The 25742-nt window shown below is 59.4% G+C and carries 19 protein-coding genes; 7 read left to right on the top strand and 12 right to left on the bottom strand.

What is annotated here, in order from left to right; genetic code table 11:
* Positions 1 to 122: 122 nt before the first annotated feature.
* On the top strand, positions 123 to 1412 hold the full coding sequence (gltA, locus tag JFT86_RS28225; RefSeq protein ID WP_003222994.1) for a citrate synthase: 1290 nt from the start codon (positions 123 to 125) through the stop codon (positions 1410 to 1412).
* Positions 1413 to 2467: 1055 nt separating this feature from the next.
* Here gltA and JFT86_RS28220 read toward each other — a convergent pair.
* The 3 genes from JFT86_RS28220 to JFT86_RS28210 form a co-directional block, all read right to left on the bottom strand.
* On the bottom strand, positions 2468 to 4126 hold the full coding sequence (locus tag JFT86_RS28220; protein WP_201239311.1) for a cation acetate symporter: 1659 nt from the start codon (positions 4124 to 4126) through the stop codon (positions 2468 to 2470).
* The gene (locus JFT86_RS28215) at positions 4123 to 4434 is read right to left on the bottom strand and encodes a DUF485 domain-containing protein (protein WP_201148229.1); all 312 of its coding nucleotides are present in this window, start codon (positions 4432 to 4434) and stop codon (positions 4123 to 4125) included. The genes JFT86_RS28220 and JFT86_RS28215 overlap by 4 nt, the downstream gene beginning before the upstream one ends.
* A 243-nt stretch (positions 4435 to 4677) precedes the next feature.
* Positions 4678 to 5529, bottom strand: coding sequence for a glycine betaine ABC transporter substrate-binding protein (locus tag JFT86_RS28210; protein ID WP_201239310.1), 852 nt, complete (start codon positions 5527 to 5529; stop codon positions 4678 to 4680).
* A 286-nt stretch (positions 5530 to 5815) separates the two neighbouring features.
* Between JFT86_RS28210 and JFT86_RS28205 the strand changes: the two genes are divergently transcribed.
* A complete protein-coding gene (locus JFT86_RS28205; RefSeq protein WP_201239309.1) occupies positions 5816 to 7411 on the top strand; it encodes a beta (1-6) glucans synthase in 1596 nt (531 codons plus the stop codon).
* 97 nt (positions 7412 to 7508) lie between these two features.
* On the opposite strand, the gene JFT86_RS28200 is transcribed toward JFT86_RS28205, so the two are convergent.
* Entirely contained in the window at positions 7509 to 7877 is a 369-nt protein-coding gene (locus JFT86_RS28200) for a hypothetical protein (RefSeq protein ID WP_201239308.1), read from the bottom strand.
* 225 nt (positions 7878 to 8102) lie between these two features.
* Here JFT86_RS28200 and JFT86_RS28195 point away from each other — a divergent pair, with 225 nt between their 5' ends.
* Together JFT86_RS28195 and JFT86_RS28190 are read left to right on the top strand one after the other, a co-directional pair.
* Positions 8103 to 9401: a serine/threonine protein kinase gene (locus tag JFT86_RS28195; protein ID WP_201239307.1), complete on the top strand. Its 1299-nt coding sequence runs from the start codon at positions 8103 to 8105 to the stop codon at positions 9399 to 9401.
* Positions 9394 to 10182 (top strand): VacJ family lipoprotein, encoded by a 789-nt coding sequence (locus JFT86_RS28190; protein ID WP_201239306.1) that lies wholly within the window; start codon positions 9394 to 9396, stop codon positions 10180 to 10182. Before JFT86_RS28195 ends, JFT86_RS28190 begins: the two co-directional genes overlap by 8 nt.
* A 180-nt stretch (positions 10183 to 10362) precedes the next feature.
* On the opposite strand, the gene JFT86_RS28185 is transcribed toward JFT86_RS28190, so the two are convergent.
* The 5 genes from JFT86_RS28185 to JFT86_RS28165 all read right to left on the bottom strand — a co-directional run bounded on the left by JFT86_RS28185 (position 10363) and on the right by JFT86_RS28165 (position 20113).
* Positions 10363 to 11277 (bottom strand): DUF808 domain-containing protein, encoded by a 915-nt coding sequence (locus JFT86_RS28185; RefSeq protein WP_201239305.1) that lies wholly within the window; start codon positions 11275 to 11277, stop codon positions 10363 to 10365.
* A 66-nt stretch (positions 11278 to 11343) separates the two neighbouring features.
* The gene (locus JFT86_RS28180) at positions 11344 to 12789 is read right to left on the bottom strand and encodes an efflux transporter outer membrane subunit (RefSeq protein ID WP_201239304.1); all 1446 of its coding nucleotides are present in this window, start codon (positions 12787 to 12789) and stop codon (positions 11344 to 11346) included.
* Positions 12786 to 15902: an efflux RND transporter permease subunit gene (locus JFT86_RS28175; protein ID WP_201239303.1), complete on the bottom strand. Its 3117-nt coding sequence runs from the start codon at positions 15900 to 15902 to the stop codon at positions 12786 to 12788. The genes JFT86_RS28180 and JFT86_RS28175 overlap by 4 nt, the downstream gene beginning before the upstream one ends.
* Entirely contained in the window at positions 15892 to 18972 is a 3081-nt protein-coding gene (locus JFT86_RS28170) for an efflux RND transporter permease subunit (RefSeq protein ID WP_201239302.1), read from the bottom strand. The genes JFT86_RS28175 and JFT86_RS28170 overlap by 11 nt, the downstream gene beginning before the upstream one ends.
* Positions 18973 to 18985: 13 nt before the next feature.
* On the bottom strand, positions 18986 to 20113 hold the full coding sequence (locus JFT86_RS28165) for an efflux RND transporter periplasmic adaptor subunit (protein WP_201239301.1): 1128 nt from the start codon (positions 20111 to 20113) through the stop codon (positions 18986 to 18988).
* Between the two features lie 193 nt (positions 20114 to 20306).
* Here JFT86_RS28165 and JFT86_RS28160 point away from each other — a divergent pair, with 193 nt between their 5' ends.
* Positions 20307 to 20915 (top strand): TetR/AcrR family transcriptional regulator, encoded by a 609-nt coding sequence (locus JFT86_RS28160; protein WP_008083515.1) that lies wholly within the window; start codon positions 20307 to 20309, stop codon positions 20913 to 20915.
* A 102-nt stretch (positions 20916 to 21017) separates the two neighbouring features.
* Here JFT86_RS28160 and JFT86_RS28155 read toward each other — a convergent pair whose 3' ends face one another.
* From JFT86_RS28155 to JFT86_RS28145, 3 genes are all read right to left on the bottom strand, one after another.
* Complete coding sequence (locus JFT86_RS28155) at positions 21018 to 21476, bottom strand: transposase (protein WP_201234409.1); 459 nt, start codon at positions 21474 to 21476, stop codon at positions 21018 to 21020.
* Between the two features lie 224 nt (positions 21477 to 21700).
* Complete coding sequence (locus JFT86_RS28150; protein ID WP_201239300.1) at positions 21701 to 21970, bottom strand: hypothetical protein; 270 nt, start codon at positions 21968 to 21970, stop codon at positions 21701 to 21703.
* Positions 21971 to 22066: 96 nt separating this feature from the next.
* Positions 22067 to 22507, bottom strand: a complete 441-nt coding sequence (locus tag JFT86_RS28145; RefSeq protein ID WP_201239299.1) for a heme-binding protein — start codon at positions 22505 to 22507, stop codon at positions 22067 to 22069.
* A 269-nt stretch (positions 22508 to 22776) separates the two neighbouring features.
* On the opposite strand from JFT86_RS28145, the gene gcl reads away from it, so the two are divergent.
* Together gcl and hyi are read left to right on the top strand one after the other, a co-directional pair.
* Positions 22777 to 24552, top strand: coding sequence for a glyoxylate carboligase (gene gcl, locus JFT86_RS28140; RefSeq protein ID WP_008083509.1), 1776 nt, complete (start codon positions 22777 to 22779; stop codon positions 24550 to 24552).
* 214 nt (positions 24553 to 24766) lie between these two features.
* Positions 24767 to 25549 carry a hydroxypyruvate isomerase gene (gene hyi, locus JFT86_RS28135; protein WP_077571696.1) on the top strand — a complete coding sequence of 261 codons (783 nt, stop codon included), beginning with the start codon at positions 24767 to 24769 and terminating at the stop codon, positions 25547 to 25549.
* Positions 25550 to 25742: the final 193 nt, after the last annotated feature.

The raw sequence follows: 25742 nt of genomic DNA, 5'->3' as shown, positions 1-25742 counted from the left end.
TGCGCTTAAAGCCTTCTGGAGCAAGACTTTAGGCAAATTGACATTCGAATTTATCTCACTATAGTGGTGCGGGCCCTGCGTGGGGGGTCTGTCTGATGGTTCAAGCATAAATAGGAGGCCACATGGCTGACAAAAAAGCGCAGTTGATCATCGAGGGCGCAGCCCCCGTCGAGCTGCCCATTTTAACCGGCACCGTTGGTCCCGATGTAATCGATGTTCGGGGCCTGACGGCCACGGGCCGCTTCACTTTCGACCCTGGTTTCATGTCGACTGCTTCGTGCGAGTCGAAAATCACCTATATCGACGGCGACAACGGCATTCTGTTGCACCGCGGCTACCCGATCGAACAGCTGGCTGAAAAGTCGGACTACCTGGAAACCTGCTACCTGCTGCTCAACGGCGAATTGCCGACAGCAGAACAGAAGGCCCAGTTCGTCAGCACCGTGAAAAACCACACCATGGTTCACGAGCAGCTGAAAACCTTCTTCAACGGTTTCCGTCGCGACGCCCACCCGATGGCCGTCATGTGCGGCGTAGTCGGCGCCCTCTCGGCCTTCTACCACGACTCCCTGGACATCAATAACCCGCAGCATCGCGAAATCTCCGCGATCCGCCTGGTTGCCAAGATGCCGACCCTGGCAGCGATGGTTTACAAGTACTCCATGGGTCAACCCATGATGTACCCGCGCAACGACCTGACGTACGCGGAAAACTTCCTGCACATGATGTTCAACACCCCGTGCGAGATCAAACCGATCAGTCCGGTACTCGCCAAGGCCATGGACCGGATTTTCATCCTCCATGCCGACCACGAGCAGAACGCATCGACTTCCACCGTGCGTCTGGCCGGCTCTTCGGGTGCCAACCCGTTCGCCTGTATCGCCGCCGGTATCGCCGCATTGTGGGGCCCTGCCCACGGCGGTGCGAACGAAGCCGTTCTGACCATGCTGGATGAGATTGGCGATGTTTCGAACATCGACAAGTTCATCGCCAAGGCCAAGGACAAGAACGATCCGTTCAAACTGATGGGCTTCGGTCACCGCGTTTACAAGAACCGCGATCCTCGCGCGACTGTAATGAAGCAGACCTGCGACGAAGTACTGAAGGAACTGGGTATCAACAACGATCCGCAACTCGAACTGGCCATGCGCCTGGAAGAGATCGCGCTGACCGACCCGTACTTCATCGAACGCTCGCTGTACCCGAACGTCGACTTCTACTCGGGGATCATCCTCAAGGCGATCGGTATTCCGACCAGCATGTTCACCGTGATTTTCGCGCTGGCACGTACTGTTGGCTGGATCTCCCACTGGAAAGAAATGCTCTCGAGCCCGTACAAGATTGGCCGTCCGCGCCAGCTGTACACCGGTTATGAGTCGCGTGACATTACCAAGCTGGAAGACCGCAAATAAGATTTGTCTTGCGATAACGTCTTGAGTTGTACCGGGAACGGCCTCTATTTATATAGGGGCCGTTTTTGTTTGTGCTGTGGTGGTTTTGGGTTTTGGGGGCATATCCGTTGCTGCGGGTGATGTTTCTGGCGGTTTCGCTCTTACAGCGAGTCACCTTTTCCAGACGCCGAAAAGGTAACCCAAAAGGCTTGGCCCCGGCGTACGGCACTTCGCTTGGGCTCAGTGTTCCCTCGCTACGGTGTCCATCCGGGGGCATCGCCTACGGTTTGCTGCGCTGCACCTCCTCTCGATGTGTTTGGCTTCGCCAAACGGCGCTGCGCGCCTAACCCCCGGATGAACACCTACGCTCGGCCTGCCGAAGGGGCTGGAGAGCAACAGCAAAGCTAAAGCCAAAACAGATCAAAAGATCGCAGCCTTCGGCAGCTCCTACAGGGAATGGGTACACCTGCCAGAGCTTGGTCGGCTGTCATCGCTGGCTAGCCAGCTCCCACAGGGGTCGAGTACAACCGGCAGAAACAGGTCGGATGTCAGGCCGTCATCGCGAGCAGGCTCACTCCTACAATGGGATCGTATGCAGTCTGCTAGAGACTGGTCGGCTGTCAGGCCGCCATCACTGCCAAAAAAAATGAGTACACCTCAAAACGCGGCGCATGCCGCCCCACTCAACACAATGAGCGTTAGCTAGAGTACCGCTCTTGATCCAGAAGGCCCGTCGGAAGGCTGAGTGGAGGGATTGATCCGGGGGTGGGAGCGCAGCGACCGTTTGGCGCAGCCAAATGCATCGAGAGGAGGTGCAGCGAAGCAAACCGTAGGCGATGCGCCCGGATCGATCCCGGAGCGAAGGAACCCGAGCCTAAGCGAGGGCCGTACGTCAGGGTAAAGCCTTTTGGGTTACCTTTTCGGCGTTTGGAAAAGGTGACCCGCCGTAAGGGCGGAACCCCGAGCAGCCGTTACCGCAGCAACGGATATGTACACAATCAAAAAAACACAGCCCACAAAAAAATGCCCCGATCTCTCAACCGGGGCATTCACTACAACGTCAAAGCCTCAAGCAATCAATGCGAAACCGCCCCACTCGCCCCCAACCCAGTCTGCGAACGCACAAATTGCGGGAAGAACAGCGCCCGCTCATTATCCGCTGCCGCCGACTTGTCAGTAATCGAGAAGAACCAAATGCCGACAAAGGCAATGATCATCGAAAACAGCGCCGGATACTCGTAAGGGAAGATCGCCTTCTCATGATGCAGAATCTGCACCCAAATGGTCGGCCCAAGAATCATCAGCCCCACCGCACTCACCAGCCCCAACCAGCCACCAATCATCGCGCCACGGGTAGTCAGCTTCTTCCAGTACATCGAAAGCAACAGCACCGGGAAGTTGCAGCTAGCCGCAATCGAGAACGCCAGACCGACCATAAACGCAATGTTCTGGCTTTCGAACAAAATACCCAGGCCAATCGCCAGGATCCCCAGTGCGATCGTGGTGATCTTCGAAACGCGAATCTCATCCTTATCGTTAGCCTTGCCCTTCTTGATCACACTCGCATACAGGTCATGAGACACCGCCGAAGCACCGGCCAGAGTCAGCCCCGCCACTACCGCCAGAATGGTCGCAAACGCCACCGCCGAGATAAAGCCAAGGAAGATACTGCCGCCCACCGCGTCAGCCAGGTGCACCGCCGCCATGTTGTTGCCGCCGAGCAGAGCGCCCGCCGCATCTTTAAAGGCTGGGTTGGTGCTGACCAGCAAGATCGCGCCGAAGCCGATGATGAAGGTCAGGATGTAGAAGTAACCAATGAAACCGGTCGCATACAACACACTCTTGCGCGCTTCTTTTGCGTCACTCACGGTGAAGAAGCGCATCAGAATGTGCGGCAGACCAGCGGTACCGAACATCAGCGCCAGACCCAGCGAGAATGCCGAGATCGGATCTTTCACCAGTCCGCCCGGGCTCATGATCGCCTCACCTTTCGGGTGAACCTTGATCGCCTCGGAGAACAGCATGTTGAAGTCGAAGTTGACGTGCTTCATCACCATCAGCGCCATGAACGAGGCACCGGACAACAACAGCACAGCCTTGATGATCTGCACCCAGGTGGTCGCCAACATGCCGCCGAACAACACGTACATGCACATCAGGATGCCGACCAGAATCACTGCCACGTAATAGTCGAGGCCGAACAGCAACTGGATCAGCTTGCCCGCGCCAACCATTTGCGCGATCAGATAGAACGCCACCACCACCAGCGAACCGCAGGCAGACAGCGTGCGGATCTGGGTTTGCCCGAGGCGGTAGGACGCCACGTCGGCAAAGGTGTATTTACCCAGGTTACGCAGGCGCTCGGCGATCAGGAACAGAATGATCGGCCAGCCCACCAGGAAGCCGATCGAATAGATCAGGCCATCGTAGCCGGAGGTGAACACCAGCGCGGAAATCCCCAGGAAGGACGCCGCCGACATGTAGTCACCGGCAATCGCCAGACCGTTCTGGAAACCGGTGATCTTGCCGCCCGCCGCATAGTAGTCGGCGGCCGACTTGTTGCGTTTGGATGCCCAGTAAGTGATGCACAGCGTGGCACCGACAAACACCACGAACATGGCGATCGCAGCGACGTTGAGGGGTTGTTTGTGGACTTCGCCGGTCAGGGCGTCAGCCGCCCACACGGCCGGCGCGAACGCCGAGACGCTCAGAAGAGCCAGTAGACGCCGGATCATTGCTGAGCCTCCTTGAGAATCGCATTGTTCAGGTCGTCAAACTCGCCATTGGCGCGGCGCACGTAGATGGCGGTCAGGATGAAAGCCGAGACAATCAGGCCGACACCGATCGGGATGCCCCAGGTAATCGAAGACTCGGGACTGAGTTTCGCCCCAAGCACTTGCGGGCCATAGGCGATCAGAAGGATGAATCCGGAGTAGAGCCCGAGCATGATCGCCGAGAGTATCCAGGCGAACTTTTCCCTTTTTCGCACCAGCTCCTTGAATCGGGGACTGTTTTGAATCGAGAGGTAAATGCTGTCGTTCATTGTTTTTATCCTCGCAGCACAGATTATTGTTGGAACATAGCTAATGTATGCGGCTGCGGGAGAGGTTCCAGACGACCTTAGTAGTAGAACGCCATGACACTTTTGCCAATTTCCGGTACCCCCCAAAACAACTGTAGGAGTGAGCCTGCTCGCGATGGCGTCGGATCAGTCGAGATTTTCATCAACTGACAGGACGCTATCGCGAGCAGGCTCACTCCTACAGGGGTGTAAGCGGTTTTGAAGTTATTTGGTCCAGTCAGCTACGCGATCCGGGTGCTTGGCCACCCAATCCTTGGCAGCGGCTTCAGGCTTGGCACCGTCCTGAATCGCCAGCATCACTTCGCCGATTTCGTCTTTCGACGCCCACTGGAAGTTCTTCAGGAACTTGGCCACTTCCGGCGCCTTGGCTTCCAGTTCCTTGCTGCCGATGCTGTTGACGGTTTCAGCTGCGCCGTACACGCCTTTCGGGTCGTCGAGGAAGCGCAGCTTCCATTTGGCGAACATCCAGTGCGGCACCCAACCGGTGACGGCGATGGATTCGTTCTTCTTTTCGGCACGGGTCAGCTCGGCGATCATGCCGGCGCCGGAACTCGCCTTGAGGCTGTATTTGTCGAGGCCGTAATCCTTGATCGCCTGATCGGTTTTAAGCATTACGCCTGAACCGGCGTCGATGCCGACTATGCGGTTCTTGAAGGTGTCATCGGTTTTCAGGTCTTCGATCGACTTGGCTTTCACATACTCCGGCACGATCAGGCCGATTTTCGCATCCTTGAAGTTCGGGCCGTAATCGACGACCAGATCCTTGTTCTTCGCCCAGTATTCGCCGTGAGTCACGGGCAGCCAGGCCGAGAGCATGGCATCGAGTTTGCCGGTGGCAACGCCTTGCCACATGATCCCGGTGGCGACGGCTTGCAGTTTCACGTCGTAGCCGAGTTTCTGCTTGATCACTTCGGCAGCCACGTGGGTGGTCGCGACGCTGTCAGACCAGCCGTCAACGTAGCCGATGTTCAGGGTCTGTTTTTCAGCGCTGGCAAATGTGGAACTCATCGCAAGCACCAGAGCGGCACCTACGCCTAAAAGTCGTCGCATCTTCATCGTTACTTCCCCGAAATGCTGCGCCCGACGGATGCCGGGCGGCGTCAACGTATTGTTATGGTGCACAGCGCCCCCATCACGCCTGACCGCAAACTCGTTCGAACATCAGTGGAGTGCTGACGCTTTGATCATCAACCTCACGCCGTACGCGACCTGCTCTGTCAGCGACCTCAAGACAACGAGAAACGACATCAGAAGGCCATTAACTGCGTCCGGATATCTGGCGCCAGACAATCCGCCCGAACTTTGCATGTCAAAATCATCCGGGCCACCAACCCCTCTTTAAATGCAGGTAACATGCGTCGCTTTGCAGCCACTCGGCCTGACCATGTCCGCGACTTCCCGCTTCCCTTTCTTGCCTTATCTCTTCGCCTGCCTGCTAGGGCTGTTTGCACTCGCTGGCTTCTGGTACGGCCTCGGCAAACCGGTGATCCTGCCGGACGCCGCCACCCCGACGCACAAGCTGCAATGCGCCTCCTACACCCCTTTCGATAAAGATCAGTCGCCGTTCGACGTGCCATTCAAGCTGCGCCCGGAGCGCATGGACGCCGACCTCGCCTTGCTGGCGACGCGTTTTGAATGCATCCGCACTTATTCCATGACCGGCCTCGAAGCGTTGCCGAATCTGGCGCGCAAGCATGGCTTGAAGCTGATGATCGGCGCCTGGGTCAACAGCAATCCGGTGGACAACGAGAAGGAAGTCGACCTGCTGATTGCCTCGGCCAACGCCAACCCGGACGTGGTCAGTGCGGTGATCGTCGGCAACGAAGCGTTGCTGCGCAAGGAAGTCACTGGCGCGCAATTGGCCCGACTGATCAACAAGGTCAAAAGCCAGGTCAAGCAGCCGGTCACCTACGCCGATGTCTGGGAATTCTGGCTCAAGCATCCGGAAGTCGCGCCCGCGGTGGATTTCCTGACCATTCACCTGCTGCCGTACTGGGAAGATGATCCGTCGAACATTGACGCCGCCCTGCAACATGTCGCGGACGTGCGTCAGGTGTTCGGCAACAAGTTCGCCCCCAAGGACGTGATGATTGGCGAAACCGGCTGGCCGAGCGAAGGCCGCCAGCGTGAGACCGCGCTGCCGAGTCGGGTCAACGAAGCCAAGTTCATTCGCGGCTTTGTCGCGATGGCCGAGAAGGAAGGCTGGCATTACAACCTGATTGAAGCCTTTGACCAGCCGTGGAAACGCGCAAGCGAAGGCGCGGTAGGCGGCTATTGGGGGCTGTTTGACGCTGATCGTCAGGACAAAGGCGTACTGGCCGGCCCCGTGACCAACGTGCCGTACTGGAAAGAATGGCTGGCGGTCAGTGGACTGATCTTCCTCGGCACACTGATCCTCGGCGGCCAGGTGCGCACGACGCGTTCAGCACTGGTGTTGCCACTGCTGGGCGCCCTCGCCGCTTGTTCGATTGGCGCCTGGGGAGATCTGGCGCGAGTGACCACACGATTCAACAGCGAATGGTTGTGGGTCGGCTTGCTGACGGCGCTCAATCTGTTGGTGCTCGCGCATGCGGCGCTGACATTGAGCGCTCGTATTGGCTGGCGTGAAAAAGCCTTCAATCTGCTGGAGCGTCGTGCCGGTTGGTTGGTTGCCGCGGCAGGATTTGCGGCGGCGGTGATGATGCTGGAGATGGTGTTTGATGCGCGTTATCGCAGCTTTGCGAGCATGGCGTTTGTTGTGCCTGCGTTGGTTTACCTGTGCCGCCCGGTCAGCGTGCCGCGCCGGGAGATTGCTCTGCTGACCTTTATCATCGGTGCAGGGATTGCGCCGCAGTTGTATGAAGAAGGCTTGTTGAATCAGCAGGCGTGGGGTTGGGCGTTGGCCAGCTTGTTGATGGTGGCTGCGCTGTGGCGCTGCCTGCGCGTTCGCAAGACTTAAGCTTCATCGGCTGAAATGCCCAATCGCGAGCAGGCTCACTCCTACATTTTGGAATGCGTTCCCTTGTAGGAGTGAGCCTGCTCGCGATAGCTGACGATCAGGCGCTACGGGCAGCTCTGACCAGGCGCAACCCGGCAATCACCACCGCAAACACCGCCAGCGTGGTGTTGTACAACGCCAGCGCCGGCAACCCGACCACCAGCGCCAACACCGCCAGCCACCACCCTGCCCGCCCCGGCACGATAAAACCGAACAGCGCCGCACCCAGCGCCGTCCAGCCCAACACCTTGAAGTGAATCATCAGCCCAAGGTTCGAGCGTACCTGACATTCCCAACGGCTGGCCTCATCGACGCAGATGCCGACCCATTGCCCATCCTCCATAAAGCCGTAGCGGGCGCCATAACTGGCGGCCAGCCATAACGGCAACAGAACGAGCAGCAGAATGACGGGCAAGCGGCGGGACATGAAACACTCCAATCTTCGGAAATCGGCGGCCAGCTTAATCTGCCGCCATTCATACGCAAGCGCTAACAACAGTTAACTGTTCATCCGGACGGTGCAAAGTGTATCGTCCAGCTACTATTACTCCGAATTCTGCCTAATTTGGTGCCGCAGCATGGCACTTTGGCGCAAACCCGGTGGTCATAGCCTGCGAACTTCATTCGGCACCTTCCTCTAAGGGATCTAGTCATGCTCCGTTCCTTGCGCTTCGCCGCGCTGTTCAGCGGCCTTATTCTGAGTGCGTCCGCACTGGCGGTGGATATCGATGCCGCCAGCTATGGCTATCCCCTGACCAACCCGTTCGAGGCGACCATCGCCACGACGCCGCCGGACTTGCGCCCGGAACTGCCGCTGGATGACGACATCAATCAGTCGGATCGCAGCGTCACCCTGCGCCCGGAGCGGGCATTCATTCTGCCGGACAACTTCTGGGCGGTGAAAAAGCTCACTTATCGCATCGCCACCCAGGACAAACCGGCACCGCTGATCTTCCTGATCGCCGGTACCGGTGCGCGCTACGACAGCACGCTCAATGAATACCTGAAAAAGCTCTACTACAAGGCCGGTTACCACGTCGTGCAGTTGTCGTCGCCGACCAGTTTCGACTTCATCAGCGCCGCTTCACGCTTCGCCACCCCGGGCGTGACCAAGGAAGACGCCGAAGACATGTACCGCGTGATGCAGGCCGTGCGGGCGCAAAACCCGAAAGTGCCGGTTACCGAGTATTACCTGACTGGCTACAGCCTCGGCGCTCTGGATGCCGCGTTCGTTGCGCACCTGGATGAAACCCGGCGCAGCTTCAACTTCAAGAAAGTCCTGTTGCTTAACCCGCCGGTCAACCTCTACACCTCGATCACCAATCTCGACAAGCTGGTACAGACCGAAGTGAAGGGCATCAACAACAGCACCACGTTTTATGAACTGGTACTGGGCAAATTGACCCGCTACTTTCAGCAGAAAGGCTACATCGACCTCAACGATGCGCTGCTCTATGACTTCCAGCAGTCCAAGCAACACCTGACCAACGAACAGATGGCGATGCTGATCGGCACCTCGTTCCGCTTCTCGGCAGCCGACATCGCCTTCACGTCGGACCTGATCAACCGTCGAGGCCTGATCACACCACCGAAATTTCCGATCACCGAAGGCACCAGCCTCACGCCGTTTCTCAAGCGTGCGCTGCAATGCGACTTCGACTGCTACCTGACCGAACAGGTGATTCCGATGTGGCGCGCTCGCACCGACGGCGGCAGCCTGTTGCAACTGATCGACCAGGTGAGCCTGTATGCGCTGAAGGATTATCTGCACGACAGCCCGAAAATCGCCGTGATGCACAACGCCGACGACGTGATCCTCGGCCCGGGCGACCTCGGTTTCCTGCGCAAGACATTCGGCGATCGCCTGACCGTTTACCCACTGGGCGGCCATTGCGGCAACCTTAACTACCGCGTCAACAGCGACGCCATGCTGGAGTTCTTCCGTGGCTAAATATCTCCTGCTGTTTGCAGCGTTACTCTGTGCAGGCGTGGCCCAGGCCGACAACAGCAAAGCCAATGCACCGGTGGTCGTCGACAGTGACGGTTTCAAGGAGCCACTGTCGAAACTCAAGTTCAACCCGGGGCTGGATCAGCGTGAGTTCGAGCGTTCGACGCTCAACGCGCTGAACGTCTATGACCCGCTGGAGGAGTGGAACCGTCGCGTTTACCACTTCAACTACCGCTTTGACCAATGGGTGTTCCTGCCGGTAGTCGATGGCTATCGCTACATCACGCCAAGCTTCGTGCGGACGGGCGTGAGCAACTTCTTCAACAACCTTGGCGATGTGCCGAACCTCGTCAACAGCCTGTTGCAGTTCAAGGGCCAGCGCTCGATGGAAACCACTGCGCGCCTGTTGCTCAACACCACAATCGGCATTGCCGGCCTGTGGGACCCGGCTACCGCCATGGGCCTGCCGCGCCAGAGCGAAGACTTCGGGCAGACCCTGGGCTTCTACGGCGTACCGGGTGGCGCGTACTTCGTCCTGCCGATCCTCGGCCCGTCGAACATTCGTGATACCGCAGGCCTTGCCGTCGACTACACCGCCGAATCGGCGATCAACTTCCTCAACGTCTCGGAAGTCAGCTCCAACCATCCGGAAATCTGGGCCCTGCGCGCGGTCGACAAGCGCTACCAGACCAGCTTCCGCTACGGTCAGATGAACTCGCCATTCGAGTACGAGAAAGTGCGCTACGTGTACACCGAAGCACGCAAGTTGCAGATCGCCGAGTAATTTTCGGCAGACACAAAAAAGGGCCATTCGATGCGAGTCGAATGGCCCTTTTTCATGGCACCACAAAGATCAAACTGTAGGAGTGAGCCTGCTCGCGATAGCGGTTTATCAGGTCATGAATGTGTGACTGACACACTGCTATCGCGAGCAGGCTCACTCCTACAAAGGTTGTGTTGCAGGTTAGTTTTTCACGGCTTTCCAGATTTTGCCGACGACCGAGACAACCGCCAACACCACCGCACCAGCAATAATCCCCGCCACACCATTGAGCAACACCGGCACCACAAACCCGGCACTCCCCGCTGCCGCGCCAACACCTTCAATCCAGTGATGCGCAACCGGAATGCCGTGAGTGAGGATGCCGCCGCCGACCAGGAACATCGCCGCCGTGCCGACCACCGACAGGGTTTTCATCATGTACGGCGCCGCCGTCAAAATACCGCTGCCGATTTTCTTCGCCGCTTGTCCGGGCTTTTGCGTCAGCCACAGGCCGAGGTCATCGAGTTTGACGATGCCCGCCACCAGACCATAAACGCCGACCGTCATCACAATCGCGATGCCAGACATCACGATGACCTGTTGAGTCAGCGAGGCATCGGCCACGGTGCCCAATGTGATGGCGATGATTTCTGCCGAGAGAATGAAGTCAGTGCGAATCGCACCTTTGATCTTGTCCTTCTCGAACGCCACCAGATCGGTTGCCGGATCGGCTACGGCCTCGGTCAGTTGCGCGTGCCCGGCGTCATCTTCAGTCTTGCTGTGCAGGAATTTGTGCGCGAGTTTCTCGAAACCTTCGAAACACAGGTACGCACCACCGACCATCAACAGCGGTGTCACCAGCCACGGCACGAACGCACTGATCGCCAGCGCTGACGGCACCAGAATCAGTTTGTTGACGAACGAGCCCTTGGCCACCGCCCAGACCACAGGGATTTCCCGCTCGGCGCGCACGCCGGAGACCTGCTGGGCATTGAGCGCCAGATCATCGCCGAGCACCCCGGCAGTCTTCTTGGCGGCCATTTTGGTCATCAACGCCACGTCATCCAGAACGGTGGCGATGTCATCGATCAGCACCAGCAAACTGCTTCCTGCCATGGGTCAGGCTTCCTACGTAAAAAAGTGCGCGCAGCATACCGTGCGGGCCGCTCACAGGCGAGACAGTCAAGGCGCCTGCCAGCCACCGCCCAGGCTTTGAAACAACGCCACACTGCCCTGACTGAGCAATCCTTGCGTGTCACGCAGGTTTTGCTCGGCTTGCAACAACACTAACTGTTGAGTGAGCACGGCTTGTTGGCTGACCGTTCCCGCCCGCAATTGAGCTTCCTGGCTGCCAAACAATCGTTGGTTGCGCTGGAACATTTGCGCGTATGCCTGCTCTTGAATGTGCAGGTGATTGATCGCCGACAAATTGTCCTCGACGTTCTGCAACGCACCCAACACCGTGCCGCGATAATTGGCGACATCCTGATCGTAAGTGGCTTCGGCCTCCTGCCTGGCCGCCGCGCGAGCGCCACCGTCGAAGATTGTTTCGGCCAACGCCGGACCGAGCGTCCAGATACGATTGGGTACTGAAAACAGACCGCCCAGCGCCGTACCGCGAAAACCGCCTTCGGCGGTCAGGCTCAAGGTCGGGAAGAACGCCGCTTCGGCAACCCCGATTCTCGCGTTCGCGGCGGCCGCCAAACGCTCGGCGGACACTACGTCCGGGCGGCGTAGCAACAGACTCGACGGCACAACCGGTGGTGGCAGCGGCATGACAAAACGATAGTCACCGGCCTTGGGCAGATTGAACTGCGCAGGCGCCAGCCCCACCAACACCGCCAGCGCATGTTCAGCCTGCTCGCGTGAGGGTTGGGCATTTTGCAGGGCACTGATCACCGTGCTCAGTTGATCCTGCGCCACCAGCAACTGATCGTTGGTCGCGGTGCCCTGCACCGTTTGCGCTTGAATCATCGTCAGCAATTGTTGATTGATCGTCTGTTGGCGCTGCAACAGGTCGATGTCGATATCCAGCTGCCGCAATCCCAGATAGTTGGTCGCCACGCTGGCACCGATGGACAGGCGCACGCCGGCGAGCAAAGCATCAGACGATTGCAGCGAGGCTTGGCTCGACTCGATGCCGCGTCGTACTTGCCCCCACAAATCCGGCTCCCAACTGGCGCTGAGGGTGGCGCTGACGGTTTGCTCAACGCTGCCGCCTCCGCTGCCGGTCAGGCCGCTGGTGGTGCTGCCGCTGGCCCCGCCGCCAACCCCGCGCGCACCGGACAACCCCACGCCCACGGTTGGCCACAATCCGGCGCGACTGGATGCCACTTGCGCCTGCGCCAAGCGATACGCAGCCTCGGCGGCGATGATCGATTGATTGGCCTTGGCCGAGCGCTCAACCAGATCATTCAGCACTGGGTCCTGATAAGCCCGCCACCACTGGCTGTCCAGCGCACCTTGCGGATTGGACACAGCACGCTGCCACGGCGTGCCCTCCTTGAACGAAGTCGGCAGTTCAGTCGCCGGTTTTTGATAATCCGGCCCGACCATGCAACCGCTCAATAACAGGAATACCCCCATTAAAAGCAGGCTCGCTCCTGCAGGGGATTTGCGATATCTCATGAGGATCTCCTGCGCAGGCGCTGCGACGCCCGATCGAGCCAAAGGTAGATCACCGGCGTGGTGTACAGCGTCAATAACTGGCTGAACAACAACCCGCCAATAATCGAAATCCCCAGCGGCCGGCGCAGTTCCGAGCCGTAGCCACTGCCGAGCACCAAGGGCAGCGCACCGAGGATCGCCGCCAGCGTGGTCATCATGATCGGCCGAAAACGAATCATACAGGCGCGGCGAATTGCGTCCTTGGCGCTCAAGCCTGACTCGCGACGTTCGGTGATGGCGAAGTCGATCATCATGATCGCGTTCTTCTTGACGATCCCGATCAGCAGAATCACCCCCACCAGCGCGATGATCGACAGTTCGGTGCCCGTCAGCAGCAAGGCGATCAACGCGCCGACACCAGCCGACGGCAAGGTCGAAAGAATCGTCAACGGATGTACCAGGCTTTCGTAAAGCATGCCGAGCACGACATATACCGAGAGCAGCGCGGCGACGATCAACAACGGCTCACTGGCGACCGAGGTCTGGAACACCTGCGCCGTCCCGGCAAACTGCCCCACCACACTGGCCGGCATGCGCAGTTGTTTTACGGCGTTGTCCACCAGCGCGGTGGCCTGTCCGATGGACACGCCAGGCGAGAGATTGAACGAGGCCGTCACGGCGGGAAAAGTGCCTTGATGGCTGATGGAAATCGCTGTGCGTGCGACCGAATACTCCGCCACCGCCGACAGCGGCACCAGGTTTTGCGCAGCCGTGGCACTGAGGTTGGGCGCCGTCGCTGTGCCCTTGACGGTGACTGCCGTATTGCCCACCGGCACGTAGACGTTTTTCAATGTCGCCGGGTCAGACCAATACGGCGGCGCCACTTCCATCACCACGTGATACTGGTTGGCGGATCGATAAATCGTCGACACCTGACGCTGGCCGAAGGCGTCATACAGCGTCTGATCAATCGCCGACATGCTCACGCCCAGACGCGCGGCAGCATCGCGATTAACGGACACGCTGGCCATCAGACTGTTGTCCTGCTGATCGGTGTTGATGTCTGTCAGTTGCGGCAAGGCATGCAACGCCGCCACCACTTTGGGCACCCACTCATCGAGGGTGCTCTGATCATCGGCTGTCATCGTGTACTGATATTGCGCCCCGCTCTGCCGCCCGCCGACGGTGATGTCCTGAGCCGATTGCAGATACAGCCGCGTGCCCGGCATGTCGCCCAGCGTATGGCGGATCTGCGCGATGACCTGATCGGCGCTGTCCTTGCGATCGGCCAGCGCCTTGAGGGTGATGAACAACTGCGCACTGTTCACTGCGCCGCCGATGCCACCGCCACCGCCGACAAAACCACCGACCGTGGCGACATTCGGGTTACCCAAGACCTTCTGGTTGATCTCGCTGAAGTTCGCCTGAATCGCCCCGAAGGAAATGCTTTGCGCAGCGATGATGCTACCGGACATGCGCCCGGTGTCTTCCTGCGGAAAGAAGCCCTTGGGTACCAGCACATACAGCCCACACGCCAGCACAATCACCAGCAGGGTCAGCAACCCCATCAACAACGAATGCTCGATGACCCAGCCCAATGTGCGGTCGTAGAAGCGGTGAAAACGCGAGTCGGGCTGATTGCTGCTGCTCTGTTCCTTCGTGCGCAGCAACACACTGGCGAGCATCGGCGTCACCGTCAGCGACACCACCATGGAAATCACGATGGCCACCGACAGCGAAATCGAGAATTCGCGGAACAGTCGTCCGACAATCCCGCCCATCAGCAACAACGGAATGAACACCGCCACCAGCGAAACACTGATGGTCATCACAGTGAAACCCACTTCGCGCGCCCCGGCCAACGCGGCTTGCACGCGGCTCTCGCCCTTCTCCAGATGACGCATGATGTTCTCGACCACGACGATGGCGTCGTCCACCACAAACCCGGTGGAGATGGTCAGCGCCATCAGCGACAAGTTGTTCAGGCTGTAGCCGAGAAAGTACATCGCGCCAAAAGTGCCGAGCAGCGACAGCGGCACGACAATGGCCGGGATCAGCGTACTGCGCCAGTCGCGGAAAAACGCGAAGGTCACCAGCGTCACCAGCACAATCGAAATCAGCAACGTCAGTTCGACGTCTCGCAATGACGCGCGAATGGTGCTGGTGCGATCCATCAGGACGTTGATCTTGATCGCCGACGGAATCGAGCTTTGCAGAAACGGCAGGTCAGCCTTCACCGCATCCACGGTGTCGATGACATTGGCCCCGGGCTGTTTGAACACCACCAGCAACACCGCCGGTTTGCCATTCGACAAGCCGAAGTTGCGCAGGTCTTCGACGTCTTCGCTGACATCGCCCAAATCGGCGATACGCACCAGATCGCCATTGCGCTGTTTGACCACCAACGGCGCGTAGTCAGCGCCCTGATAGAGCATGTCGTTGACCTTCAGGCCGTAGGAGTGGTCACCCAGCGCCAGCGTGCCCTTGGGCAGGTTGAGGTTGGCGGCCTGAATCACCTGGCGCACTTGCTCCAGGCTGACGCCATAGCGGTTGAGTCGATCCGGATTGAGCTCAATGCGCACCGCCGGCAAAGAGGCGCCGCCCACGGTGACGTCGCCGACGCCGGTGGTCTGCAACAAGCGTTGCTCCAGCAGCGTCGAGGCAACGTCATACATTTGGCCGCGAGTGGCGCTGTCAGAGGTCAGGCTGAGGATGAGGATCGGCGAATCGGCCGGGTTGACCTTGCGGTAGGTCGGGTTGCCGGACAAGTCGCTGGGCAGGTTGCTGCGTGCCGCGTTGATTGCTGCCTGTACATCCCGAGCGGCACCATCGATGTCACGGTTGAGGTCGAATTGCAGGGTGATGCGCGTCGCCCCCAGCGAACTTGCCGAGGTCATTTCGGTGACCCCGGCGATCTGCCCGAACTGGCGTTCCAGTGGCGTCGCCACCGATGAGGCAACCGTGCTCGGATCAGCACCCGGCAACGACGCACGCACACTGATGGTCGGGAAATCGACCTCGGGCAGCGGCGCCACTGGCAGCAGATTGAACGCCAACACACCGAACAGCGCCAACCCTACCGCCAATAAAGTGGTGGCGATCGGGCGCTGGATAAACGGCTCGCTAAGGTTCATCGCGATACGCCTCGGCCATCGGCCGGCGCCGACTGAAACGCTGCTCCAGACCGTGCATGGCGAGGAAAATCACTGGCGTCGAAAACAGCGTCAGCAACTGGCTCAACAACAGCCCGCCAATGATCGCAATCCCCAGCGGATGGCGCAGTTCCGAGCCGATCCCGGTGCCCAGCGCCAGCGGCACCGCGCCAAACAGCGAAGCCATGCTGGTCATCAGGATCGGTCGGAAACGTAGCTCGGCGGCCTGACGAATCGCCGCGACGGGATCCAGCCCACCCTCCCGCTCCAGTTCCAGCGCGAAGTCGACCATCATGATGCCGTTCTTCATGACGATGCCGATCAACAGCACGATGCCGATCAAGCCGATGATGTCGAACTGCGTACCGGTGATCAGCAGCGCCAGCAACGCCCCAAGCGCGGCTGATAGCAACGTCGACAGAATCGTCACCGGGTGCACAAAACTTTCGTAGAGAATGCCCAGCATCAGGTACACCACGATGATCGCCGCCAGTACCAGAAACACCTGGTTGGACAGTGACGCCTCGAACGTCGCCGCTGCGCCTTCCAGATTTGCCTGCACCGACTGTGGCAGGCCGGCCTGGGTTTCGATCTGCTTGAGTCTCGTCACCGCCGCGCCGAGCGTCTGCCCGGGGGCGAGGTTGAACGAGACATCGGCGTACGGAAACTGACCGAGACGGTTGATCGTCGCTGGCGCGCGAATCACCTGAAGGGTGGCCATGCTCGACAGCGGAGCCACTCCGCCGCCGGGAATGTCGACGTACAACCCGGTCAACAGATCGGCGAGATTACGTGGCGGATGGTCGGTGGCGATCACCACGTGATACTGGTTGAGCTGGGTATATATCGTCGACACCTGCCGCTGACCAAACGCGTCGTACAACACATCGTCGATGGCTTGCGGAGTAATGCCCAGGCGCGAAGCGGTGGCGCGGTCGACATTGAGCTGGATCTGGTTACCGAACTGCATCGCCTGACTTTGCACGTCGGTAAACATCGGATCGTGCTTGATCGCTGCCAGCAGTTTAGCCGTCCACTGCTCCAGCACATCCGGATCGGTGGCCTGTAACCCCAGCCGATAACTGGTGGTCGACACCGTGGCGTCGAGGGTCAGATCCTGCACGCTGTGCAGGTACAGGCGAATCCCGGCGTCGTCGGCGTTGGCATCCGCAAGCCGCCGAATCACCGCCGCGCTGCTGTCGCGGTCACCGTGCGGCTTGAGGTTGATCAGCAGGTTGCCCTGATTGATCGTCGGGTTGGTCTGATCGATGCCGACGAAGGACGACAGGCTCGCCACCGCCGGATCCTTCAAGATCCGCGCTGCCAGCCTCTGTTGCTCAATCTGCATCTGCTGGAAGGAAATAGTCGGCGACGCCTGGGAAATCCCTTGAATCAGCCCAGTATCCTGCTCGGGGAAAAAGCCCTTGGGCATCACCACGATAATCAGCAACGTCAGCAACCCGGTACACACCACCGAGATCAGCGTCAGCCCACGGTGCAGCAGCACCCAATCGAGGCCTTTGACGTAATAACCATTGATCCGGTCAAAAAAATCGACCCGGTGCTCCTCGTGTTTGTCCTTGAGCAGTCGCGAACACATCATCGGCGTCAGCGTCAGGGTGATCAGCGCCGAGATGACGATGGTCACCGCCACGGTCATGGCGAACTCACGGAACAACCGGCCGACCACATCGCCCATGAACAGCAGCGGAATCATCACCGCGATCAGAGCCACCGACAGCGAGATGATGGTGAAGCCGATTTGTTCCGACCCTTTGAGCGCGGCTTGCAGCGGCGAGTCTCCGGCTTCGAGGTAACGAGTGATGTTTTCGATCATGACGATGGCGTCGTCGACCACGAAGCCGATCGCGATGGTCAGCGCCATCAGCGTCAGGTTATTCAGCGAAAACCCCAGTGCGTAGGCCACCGCCAAGGTGCCGACCAGCGTCAGCGGCACGGTCACCGCCGGAATGATCGTCGCGGGAATGTTGCGCAGGAACAGGAAAATCACCATCACCACCAGCAACACCGCCACACCCAATTCGTATTGCACGTCGGTGACCGAGGCGCGGATGGTCTGGGTGCGGTCGGTGAGCACGCTGACCTTCAGTGTCGCCGGCAGACTGGCGCGCAGTTTGGGCAACAGTTGCTGCACCCGGTCGACCACGTCAATAACATTCGCGCCGGGCTGGCGCTGGATATTGAGAACAATCGACGGCGTGCTGTTTGTCCATGCGGCCTGGCGCGGGTTCTCCGGCCCTTGAGTGGAGGTAGCAATCTGCGACAAGCGAATCGGCGCGCCATTTTTGTAGGCGATCACCAGGTCGCGGTATTCCTCGGCCGACTGCAACTGGTCGTTGGTGCCAATCGAATAGGCCTGATATTTACCATCGATATTGCCCTTGGCCTGATTGACGTTGGCCGTGCCCAATGAGGTGCGCAAGTCATCAAGGGATAAACCGAGACTGTTCAGCGCCGAGGTGTTGGCCTCGACCCGGACTGCCGGACGCTGGCCGCCGCTGAGGGTGACCAGACCGACGCCGGTGATCTGCGAGATTTTCTGCGCCAGCCGCGTGTCGGCGAGGTCTTCGACCTTGGTCAGCGGCAACACATCGGAGGTCAGCGACAGGGTCAGCACCGGCGCGTCGGCCGGGTTGACCTTGCTGTACACCGGCGGATACGGCAGGTTGGCCGGCAGGAACGTGCCAGCGGCGTTGATCGCGGCTTGCACTTCCTGCTCGGCGACATCCAGCGACAGCGACAAATCGAATTGCAGGGTGACCACCGAAACACCGTCGGAACTGGTCGAATTCATCGATTTGAGGCCCGGCATCTCGCCGAGCTGACGCTCAAGCGGTGCGGTGATCGACGAACTGATGACCTCGGGACTTGCGCCCGGATATTGGGTGAACACCTGAATGGTCGGGTAATCGACTTCCGGCAGCGCCGACACCGACAGCAAGTGATAACCAAGCAGCCCGAGCAACAACACCGCCACCATCAGCAACGTGGTGGCCACCGGGCGTTCGATGAAGGGCCGCGAAACGTTCATGCTGGGCGCCTCCTCACTGCGTGACGACTTTCACCGCAGAACCATCGTCGAGCTTGTCGGCCCCCTCAGTGACCACTTTTTCACCCTGCTTGACGCCGTTGTCGAGCACTGCCGTGACATCGCCGGTGGCCGGGCCAGTCTTGATGTTGCGCAAGCTGACTTTGCTGCCGGGGTCGACCACAACAAAGACGAAATCGCCTTTGCTGCCATGCTGGATCGCCCGGGTCGGCACCACGCCGATCTGCTTCAGCGTGTCAGCCTTGAGCCGGGCGTTGACGAATTGATTGGGGAACAGCGCGTTGCCCGCGTCATCGAACTGCGCCTTGACCTTGATCGTGCCCGTGCTGGTGTCGACCTGATTGTCCAGCGCCAACAAGCTGCCGGCCGCCAGCAGGTTGTGTTTGTTACGGTCATAGGCCAACACCGTCACGGTGCCTTTGGCCATAGCTTGATTGATCGCCGCCAAGTCATCTTCAGGCACCGCGAACACCACAGTGGCCGGAGTTATTTGAGTGATCACGGCAATGCCGGTGGTACTGGTAGTGGTCACGTAGTTGCCAGGATCGACCTGACGCAGGCCGACCACACCGTCCACCGGCGACGTGATGGTGCAATAACTCAGCTGCACTTCAAGGTTCTGCAGGCTGCCCTCATCGGCGGCGACCGTGCCTTGCAACTGTTGGACCAGCGAGGCTTGGGTATCGACGGTTTGCTGGGTGGTGGAGCCGACTTTGATCAGCTCGCGATAACGCGCCAGATCGCGCACGGCGTTACTCAGCAGCGCCTGATCGTGCATCAGCGTGCCTTTGGCGACTGCCACTTGCGCCTTGAGCGCCCGGTCATCAATGCGGGCGATGACTTGGCCTTTGTGCACCTGTTGGCCTTCTTTGAATTCGACCGAACCGAGAATCCCGTCGACCTGGGAAATCACCGTCACGCTTCGGGTTGGCGTGACGGTACCGAGGGCATCGATGTACACCGGCACGTCTTGCAGGGTGACGGCCGCCGCCGCCACCGGTTCGGCGGGCGGCGGTGGTTTGCTGCGGTGTTGTCCCTGGCTCAGGTAAAACCACAAGGCAAGCGCCAGCAACAGCCCGATGCCAAACATCAGCACGAATTTGCCTCGCCTGCGTTTTTCCATGGTCGCCGCCTCGCGCACTTGATCGCTGCCTAGACTCTAGCAGCGCCGCCGCGATGGGCCTGGCGGATGGAGCATTTGTTCAGGCTGGCGACAGACTGACGCGACGAACGCCCCGGCCGCGCATTCTTGAGCGCCGCGCGAGGCCGGTGCTACCATGCGCAACCGCCAGAACAGGCAAGGAACCACCGGGTTTATGAGCACAATCCGCGAGCGCAACAAAGAACTGATCCTGCGTGCCGCCAGTGAGGAGTTTGCCGACAAGGGCTTCGCTGCGACCAAAACCAGCGACATCGCCGCCAAAGCGGGATTGCCCAAGCCCAACGTCTATTACTACTTCAAGTCCAAGGAAAACCTCTATCGCGAGGTGCTGGAAAGTATCATCGTGCCGATTCTGCAAGCGTCGACACCGTTCAACCCGGACGGCGTGCCGAGCGAAGTGCTCAGCGGCTACATCCGCTCGAAGATCCGCATTTCCCGCGACCTGCCCTTCGCCTCCAAGGTGTTCGCCAGTGAAATCATGCACGGCGCCCCACACCTGAGCGCCGACCTGGTCGAACAGCTCAACGGCCAGGCCAAGCACAACATCGACTGCATCCAGAGCTGGATCGACCGCGGCCAGATCGCCCCGATCGATCCCAACCACCTGATGTTCAGCATCTGGGCCGCGACCCAGACCTACGCCGATTTCGACTGGCAGATTTCTGCGGTCACCGGCAAGGACAAGCTGGACGAGGCAGATTACGAAGCGGCAGCACAGACGATTATTCGCCTGGTACTCAAAGGCTGCGAGCCGGATCAGTAAGACCGCGCTGACGCTATCGCGAGCAGGCTCACTCCTACATTTGGAATGCGTTTCCCCCTGTAGGAGTGAGCCTGCTCGCGATCGAGGCGCCACGGTTTCAGCTCAAACCCAAATGGCATCCCACAACGGATAGTCGCCAAGCTTCTGCACCAAACCCGCCCGCAACGGATTCGCCACGACATACCGAGCCACCTTCACTAAATCCTCCTCACGCCGCAGCGCCCGGTCATGAAAACCTCTCTGCCAGAGAGGGTGGCTATCACCAGTAGACTGCCTTACGGCTTTGGCACTCAGTGACTTGGTCTTCTGCATCAGCTCACTCAATGTTCCCTGTTGCAACTCGATCAGCCAGTGAAAATGATCCGGCATGACCACCCAGGCCAGCGAATTCGCCACGCCGGACTTCTGTGAATTGCGAAATTGATCGACAACCAGTCTGCCCAAGCTGAAATTCCTGAAGACTGGGCGTCTCTGATACGTGTTGGTAGTCAGCAGATAAATGCGACCGGCTTCGGCGTAGCGTCCGAACCTCAATCGGTGTGCAGCGGGTGAGTCCGGCATTCCTTTGCCCTCCATGATCAGGTCATGAAAGGCTAGTGCTGTGGTTCACTTGTGTGGGCGGACTGTTGGCAGGATGTGTCTGGGAGGTCGCTATCGCGAGCAGGCTCACTCCTACAGTGACTTTGAGGTGCTCAGACAATTTGTGTCAGAACACGATCCTTGTAGGAGTGAGCCTGCTCGCGATGACTTTTCTTCAAGCGCCGCAAGATCTCACAAATAAAACCTCAACCCTCTTCCCCCATCACCCAGCGCAACGCCTGCGGAAACGAAGTTTTCCAGTCATCCGGGTAGAAATGCCCACCTTCATGGGTACGGGACTTCACTTCGTTGCCTTCACTGAACAGTTGGCGGAAATCGGCGTTGAGCAACGCGGAAACCACCGGACTAAGCGCCTGGAACGCGATTTCGTCGGCGTCCAGCGGTTCGGCGGCGTGCAGAAAGGGGGTGCAGAGGGTCATGGCCGTGGCCAGAGAAATACCGATGAGCGTTTTCACGCTGATCTTCCTTGATACAAAAACGGGGCGGCAATCTATCGACGCCACCCCGCTTCGTCATCACCTCACTGCCAGCCGGAGGTGATTGCGTTCAGATCAGGAAGCCACGCCCGCATCCGCGCGCAGATCCAGCGCCTCCACCGCTTTGATCGCCACCTGCTCATCAATGTCCGACAGATCGCCGCTGATGCCGATCGCACCCAGCACGTTCCCCGCCTGATCGCGGATCAGCACACCACCCGGTGCCGGCACGACACTGCCTTGGCCCATGCTGTTCAGCGCAGCAATAAACGCCGGACGTTGCTGGGCGTCGAGCGCCAGCAGGCGTGAACCCTTGCCCAGCGCGATGGCGCCCCAGGCTTTGCCGATGGCGATCTGCGGGCGCAGCAGGCTGGCGCCGTCTTCGCGTTGCAGAGTGATCAGGTGGCCACCGGTATCGAGTACCGCGATGGTCAGCGGGGCGGCGTTGATGCCCCGCCCTGCGCTGATGGCTTCGTTGACCAGGTTGACTGCGACTTTCAAGGTTAAAGCGCTCATGGTGCCGTCCTCATTTTGTTATAGGGAAAGTCGGGGGACTGCGGTTTTGTGCCGCAGTCCGATGCAAACAAATAGAACACAATGAGTTATTTTTTTGTATACAATAATTCTCGAAAAGCGCCACATGCGACGAAAAGCCACAGCAGAACCGGCTTCCGACGAATGAAACAGGCGCTTGAGAAAATGGATTGACCTGCGCCGTCCGCCGTGAATACACTCTGCGCAAAGCCACTTGTATACAATTACAAAACGTAAAGAGGCACAAAACCATGAGCAAAATGAGAGCAATCGAAGCCGCCGTTCTGGTGATGCGCCGTGAAGGGGTTGATACCGCTTTTGGCATTCCGGGCGCTGCCATCAACCCGCTGTACTCCGCCTTGCAGAAAGTCGGTGGCATCGATCACGTCCTCGCTCGCCACGTTGAAGGCGCCTCGCACATGGCCGAGGGCTACACCCGGACCAAGGCCGGCAACATCGGCGTGTGCATCGGCACTTCCGGCCCTGCCGGCACCGACATGGTCACCGGGCTCTACAGCGCCTCGGCCGACTCGATTCCAATCCTCTGCATTACCGGCCAGGCACCCCGCGCCCGTATGCACAAGGAAGACTTCCAGGCGGTCGACATCACCAGCATCGTCAAACCAGTCACCAAGTGGGCAACCACCGTTCTGGAGCCGGGCCAGGTGCCTTACGCGTTCCAGAAAGCGTTCTTTGAAATGCGTTCCGGCCGTCCAGGCCCAGTGCTGATCGACCTGCCGTTCGACGTGCAGATGGCCGAAATCGAATTCGACATCGACGCTTACCAGCCGCTGCCGCTGGCCAAGCCAACCGCTACCCGCGTGCAAGTCGAAAAGGCTTTGGCTCTGCTTGATCAGGCCGAGCGTCCATTGCTCGTAGCCGGCGGCGGCATCATCAATGCCGACGCCAGCGACCTGCTGGTCGAGTTCGCCGAACTGACCGGTATCCCAGTCATCCCGACCCTGATGGGCTGGGGCACCATCCCTGACGATCACCCGTTGATGGTCGGCATGGTCGGTCTGCAGACTTCGCACCGTTACGGCAACGCCACCATGCTGAAATCCGACGTGGTGTTGGGTATCGGTAACCGTTGGGCTAACCGCCACACCGGTTCGGTTGACGTTTACACCGAAGGCCGCAAGTTCATTCACGTCGACATCGAAGGCACGCAGATCGGTCGTGTGTTCACCCCGGATCTGGGCATCGTTTCCGACGCCGCCGCTGCGCTGACCGTGTTCATCGAAGTGGCTCGTGAATGGCAAGCCGCCGGCAAGCTGAAAAACCGCAGTGCCTGGCTGCAAGACTGCCAGCAGCGCAAAGCCAGCCTGCATCGCAAGACCCACTTCGACAACGTGCCGGTCAAACCACAGCGCGTTTACGAAGAAATGAACCAGGTGTTCGGCAAGGACACCTGCTACGTCAGCACCATTGGTCTGTCGCAGATTGCCGGCGCGCAGTTCCTGCACGTCTACAAGCCGCGTCACTGGATCAACTGCGGCCAGGCAGGCCCGTTGGGCTGGACCATTCCGGCTGCGCTGGGCGTGGTCAAGGCTGATCCGAACCGTAAAGTCGTGGCCCTGTCGGGGGACTATGACTTCCAGTTCATGATCGAAGAACTGGCGGTCGGCGCTCAGTTCAAACTGCCTTACATCCACGTCGTGGTGAACAACTCGTACCTGGGTCTGATCCGTCAGGCACAGCGCGGGTTCGAAATGGACTACTGCGTGCAGCTGTCCTTCGATAACCTGAACGCGCCGGAACTCAACGGTTACGGGGTTGACCACGTCGCAGTGGCTGAAGGCCTCGGTTGCAAGGCGCTGCGTGTATTCGAACCGTCGGAAATCGCCCCTGCCCTGCGCAAGGCCGAACAGATGATCGAAGAGTTCAAAGTGCCGGTGATCGTCGAGATCATTCTGGAGCGTGTGACCAACATCTCCATGGGTACCGAGATCAACGCCGTCAACGAGTTCGAAGACCTGGCGCTGGTCGGCAACGATGCGCCAACGGCGATTTCGCTGCTCGATTAACTGCTGACCGCTCCCTCTGTAGGAGTGAGCTGATGTGGCGAGGGGATTTATCCCCGTTAGGTCGCGAAGCGGCCTCAAAACCGAAAACCGCGGAATATCAGGAACACCGCGCGAATTGGTTCACGACTGCTTCGCAGCCGAACGGGGATAAATCCCCTCGCCACACAGGCTCGCTCCCACAAGGGGAACCTCACAAGATTTACGGGAGACCACCATGCCGCGTTTCGCAGCCAACCTGTCCATGCTGTTCACCGAACAGGATTTCCTTGCCCGTTTCGACGCCGCCGCCAAGGCCGGTTTCAGTGGCGTTGAATACCTGTTCCCGTACGATTTCAGCTCTGCCGAAATCAAGGCCAAGCTCGACGCCAACGGTCTGACCCAAGTGCTGTTCAACCTGCCGGCCGGTGACTGGGCCAAGGGCGAGCGCGGTATCGCCTGCCTGCCGGATCGCGTTGAAGAGTTTCGCGCCGGGGTCGACCTGGCGATTGCCTACGCGCAAGTGCTGGGCAACACCCAGATCAACTGCCTGGCCGGCATCCGGCCGCAAGGCGTCGACGATGCCACCGTTGAAAAAACCTTCGTCGCCAACCTGAAATACGCCGCCGACAAACTGCAGGCAGCGGGCATCAAACTGGTGATGGAAGCGATCAACACCCGCGACATCCCGGGCTTCTACCTGAACAACACGGCGCAAGCCCTGTCGATTCGCGAGCAGGTCGGCAGCGCCAACCTGTTCCTGCAATACGACATCTATCACATGCAAATCATGGAAGGCGATCTGGCCCGCACCCTGCAATCGCATCTGGGCGAGATCAACCATGTGCAGCTCGCGGACAACCCGGGGCGCAACGAACCAGGCACCGGTGAAATCAACTACCGCTTCCTGTTCGAACACCTCGACCGCATCGGTTATCAGGGCTGGGTCGGTTGCGAATACAAGCCGCTGACCACCACAGAAGCAGGCCTCGGCTGGCTGAAGACCCACAACGCAATCTGAGTTCGAGTTTTCAACATGGATCTGGACTTGAAACCAGATCCCCTGTGGTGAGGGGATTTATCCCCGACCGGCTGCGCAGCAGTCGTAAAACCTGCACCCGGGATTGCAACTGATTCGCGCTAAAAACTGGGGCAGCTTCGCTGCCCATCGGGGATAAATCCCCTCGCCACAAAAAGCCCATCGGTTGCGAACC

Origin of the sequence: Pseudomonas sp. TH06 (assembly GCF_016651305.1) — a bacterium.
GTDB lineage: Bacteria > Pseudomonadota > Gammaproteobacteria > Pseudomonadales > Pseudomonadaceae > Aquipseudomonas.
The sequence above is the reverse complement of the archived record's forward strand: the minus strand, read 5'-3'. Positions and strand labels throughout refer to the sequence as shown.

What these genes read in the sequence shown, in the direction of transcription:
- JFT86_RS28210 (WP_201239310.1), bottom strand. Translation starts at nt 5,529, where the DNA reads ATGAAGATGCGACGACTTTTAGGCGTAGGTGCCGCTCTGGTGCTTGCG.
- JFT86_RS28205 (WP_201239309.1), top strand. Translation starts at nt 5,816, where the DNA reads ATGCAGGTAACATGCGTCGCTTTGCAGCCACTCGGCCTGACCATGTCC.
- JFT86_RS28160 (WP_008083515.1), top strand. Translation starts at nt 20,307, where the DNA reads ATGAGCACAATCCGCGAGCGCAACAAAGAACTGATCCTGCGTGCCGCC.
- JFT86_RS28180 (WP_201239304.1), bottom strand. Translation starts at nt 12,789, where the DNA reads ATGAGATATCGCAAATCCCCTGCAGGAGCGAGCCTGCTTTTAATGGGG.
- JFT86_RS28170 (WP_201239302.1), bottom strand. Translation starts at nt 18,972, where the DNA reads ATGAACGTTTCGCGGCCCTTCATCGAACGCCCGGTGGCCACCACGTTG.
- JFT86_RS28175 (WP_201239303.1), bottom strand. Translation starts at nt 15,902, where the DNA reads ATGAACCTTAGCGAGCCGTTTATCCAGCGCCCGATCGCCACCACTTTA.
- JFT86_RS28200 (WP_201239308.1), bottom strand. Translation starts at nt 7,877, where the DNA reads ATGTCCCGCCGCTTGCCCGTCATTCTGCTGCTCGTTCTGTTGCCGTTA.
- JFT86_RS28195 (WP_201239307.1), top strand. Translation starts at nt 8,103, where the DNA reads ATGCTCCGTTCCTTGCGCTTCGCCGCGCTGTTCAGCGGCCTTATTCTG.
- JFT86_RS28220 (WP_201239311.1), bottom strand. Translation starts at nt 4,126, where the DNA reads ATGATCCGGCGTCTACTGGCTCTTCTGAGCGTCTCGGCGTTCGCGCCG.
- gcl (WP_008083509.1), top strand. Translation starts at nt 22,777, where the DNA reads ATGAGCAAAATGAGAGCAATCGAAGCCGCCGTTCTGGTGATGCGCCGT.
- JFT86_RS28185 (WP_201239305.1), bottom strand. Translation starts at nt 11,277, where the DNA reads ATGGCAGGAAGCAGTTTGCTGGTGCTGATCGATGACATCGCCACCGTT.
- gltA (WP_003222994.1), top strand. Translation starts at nt 123, where the DNA reads ATGGCTGACAAAAAAGCGCAGTTGATCATCGAGGGCGCAGCCCCCGTC.
- JFT86_RS28145 (WP_201239299.1), bottom strand. Translation starts at nt 22,507, where the DNA reads ATGAGCGCTTTAACCTTGAAAGTCGCAGTCAACCTGGTCAACGAAGCC.
- JFT86_RS28215 (WP_201148229.1), bottom strand. Translation starts at nt 4,434, where the DNA reads ATGAACGACAGCATTTACCTCTCGATTCAAAACAGTCCCCGATTCAAG.
- JFT86_RS28155 (WP_201234409.1), bottom strand. Translation starts at nt 21,476, where the DNA reads ATGCCGGACTCACCCGCTGCACACCGATTGAGGTTCGGACGCTACGCC.
- hyi (WP_077571696.1), top strand. Translation starts at nt 24,767, where the DNA reads ATGCCGCGTTTCGCAGCCAACCTGTCCATGCTGTTCACCGAACAGGAT.
- JFT86_RS28165 (WP_201239301.1), bottom strand. Translation starts at nt 20,113, where the DNA reads ATGGAAAAACGCAGGCGAGGCAAATTCGTGCTGATGTTTGGCATCGGG.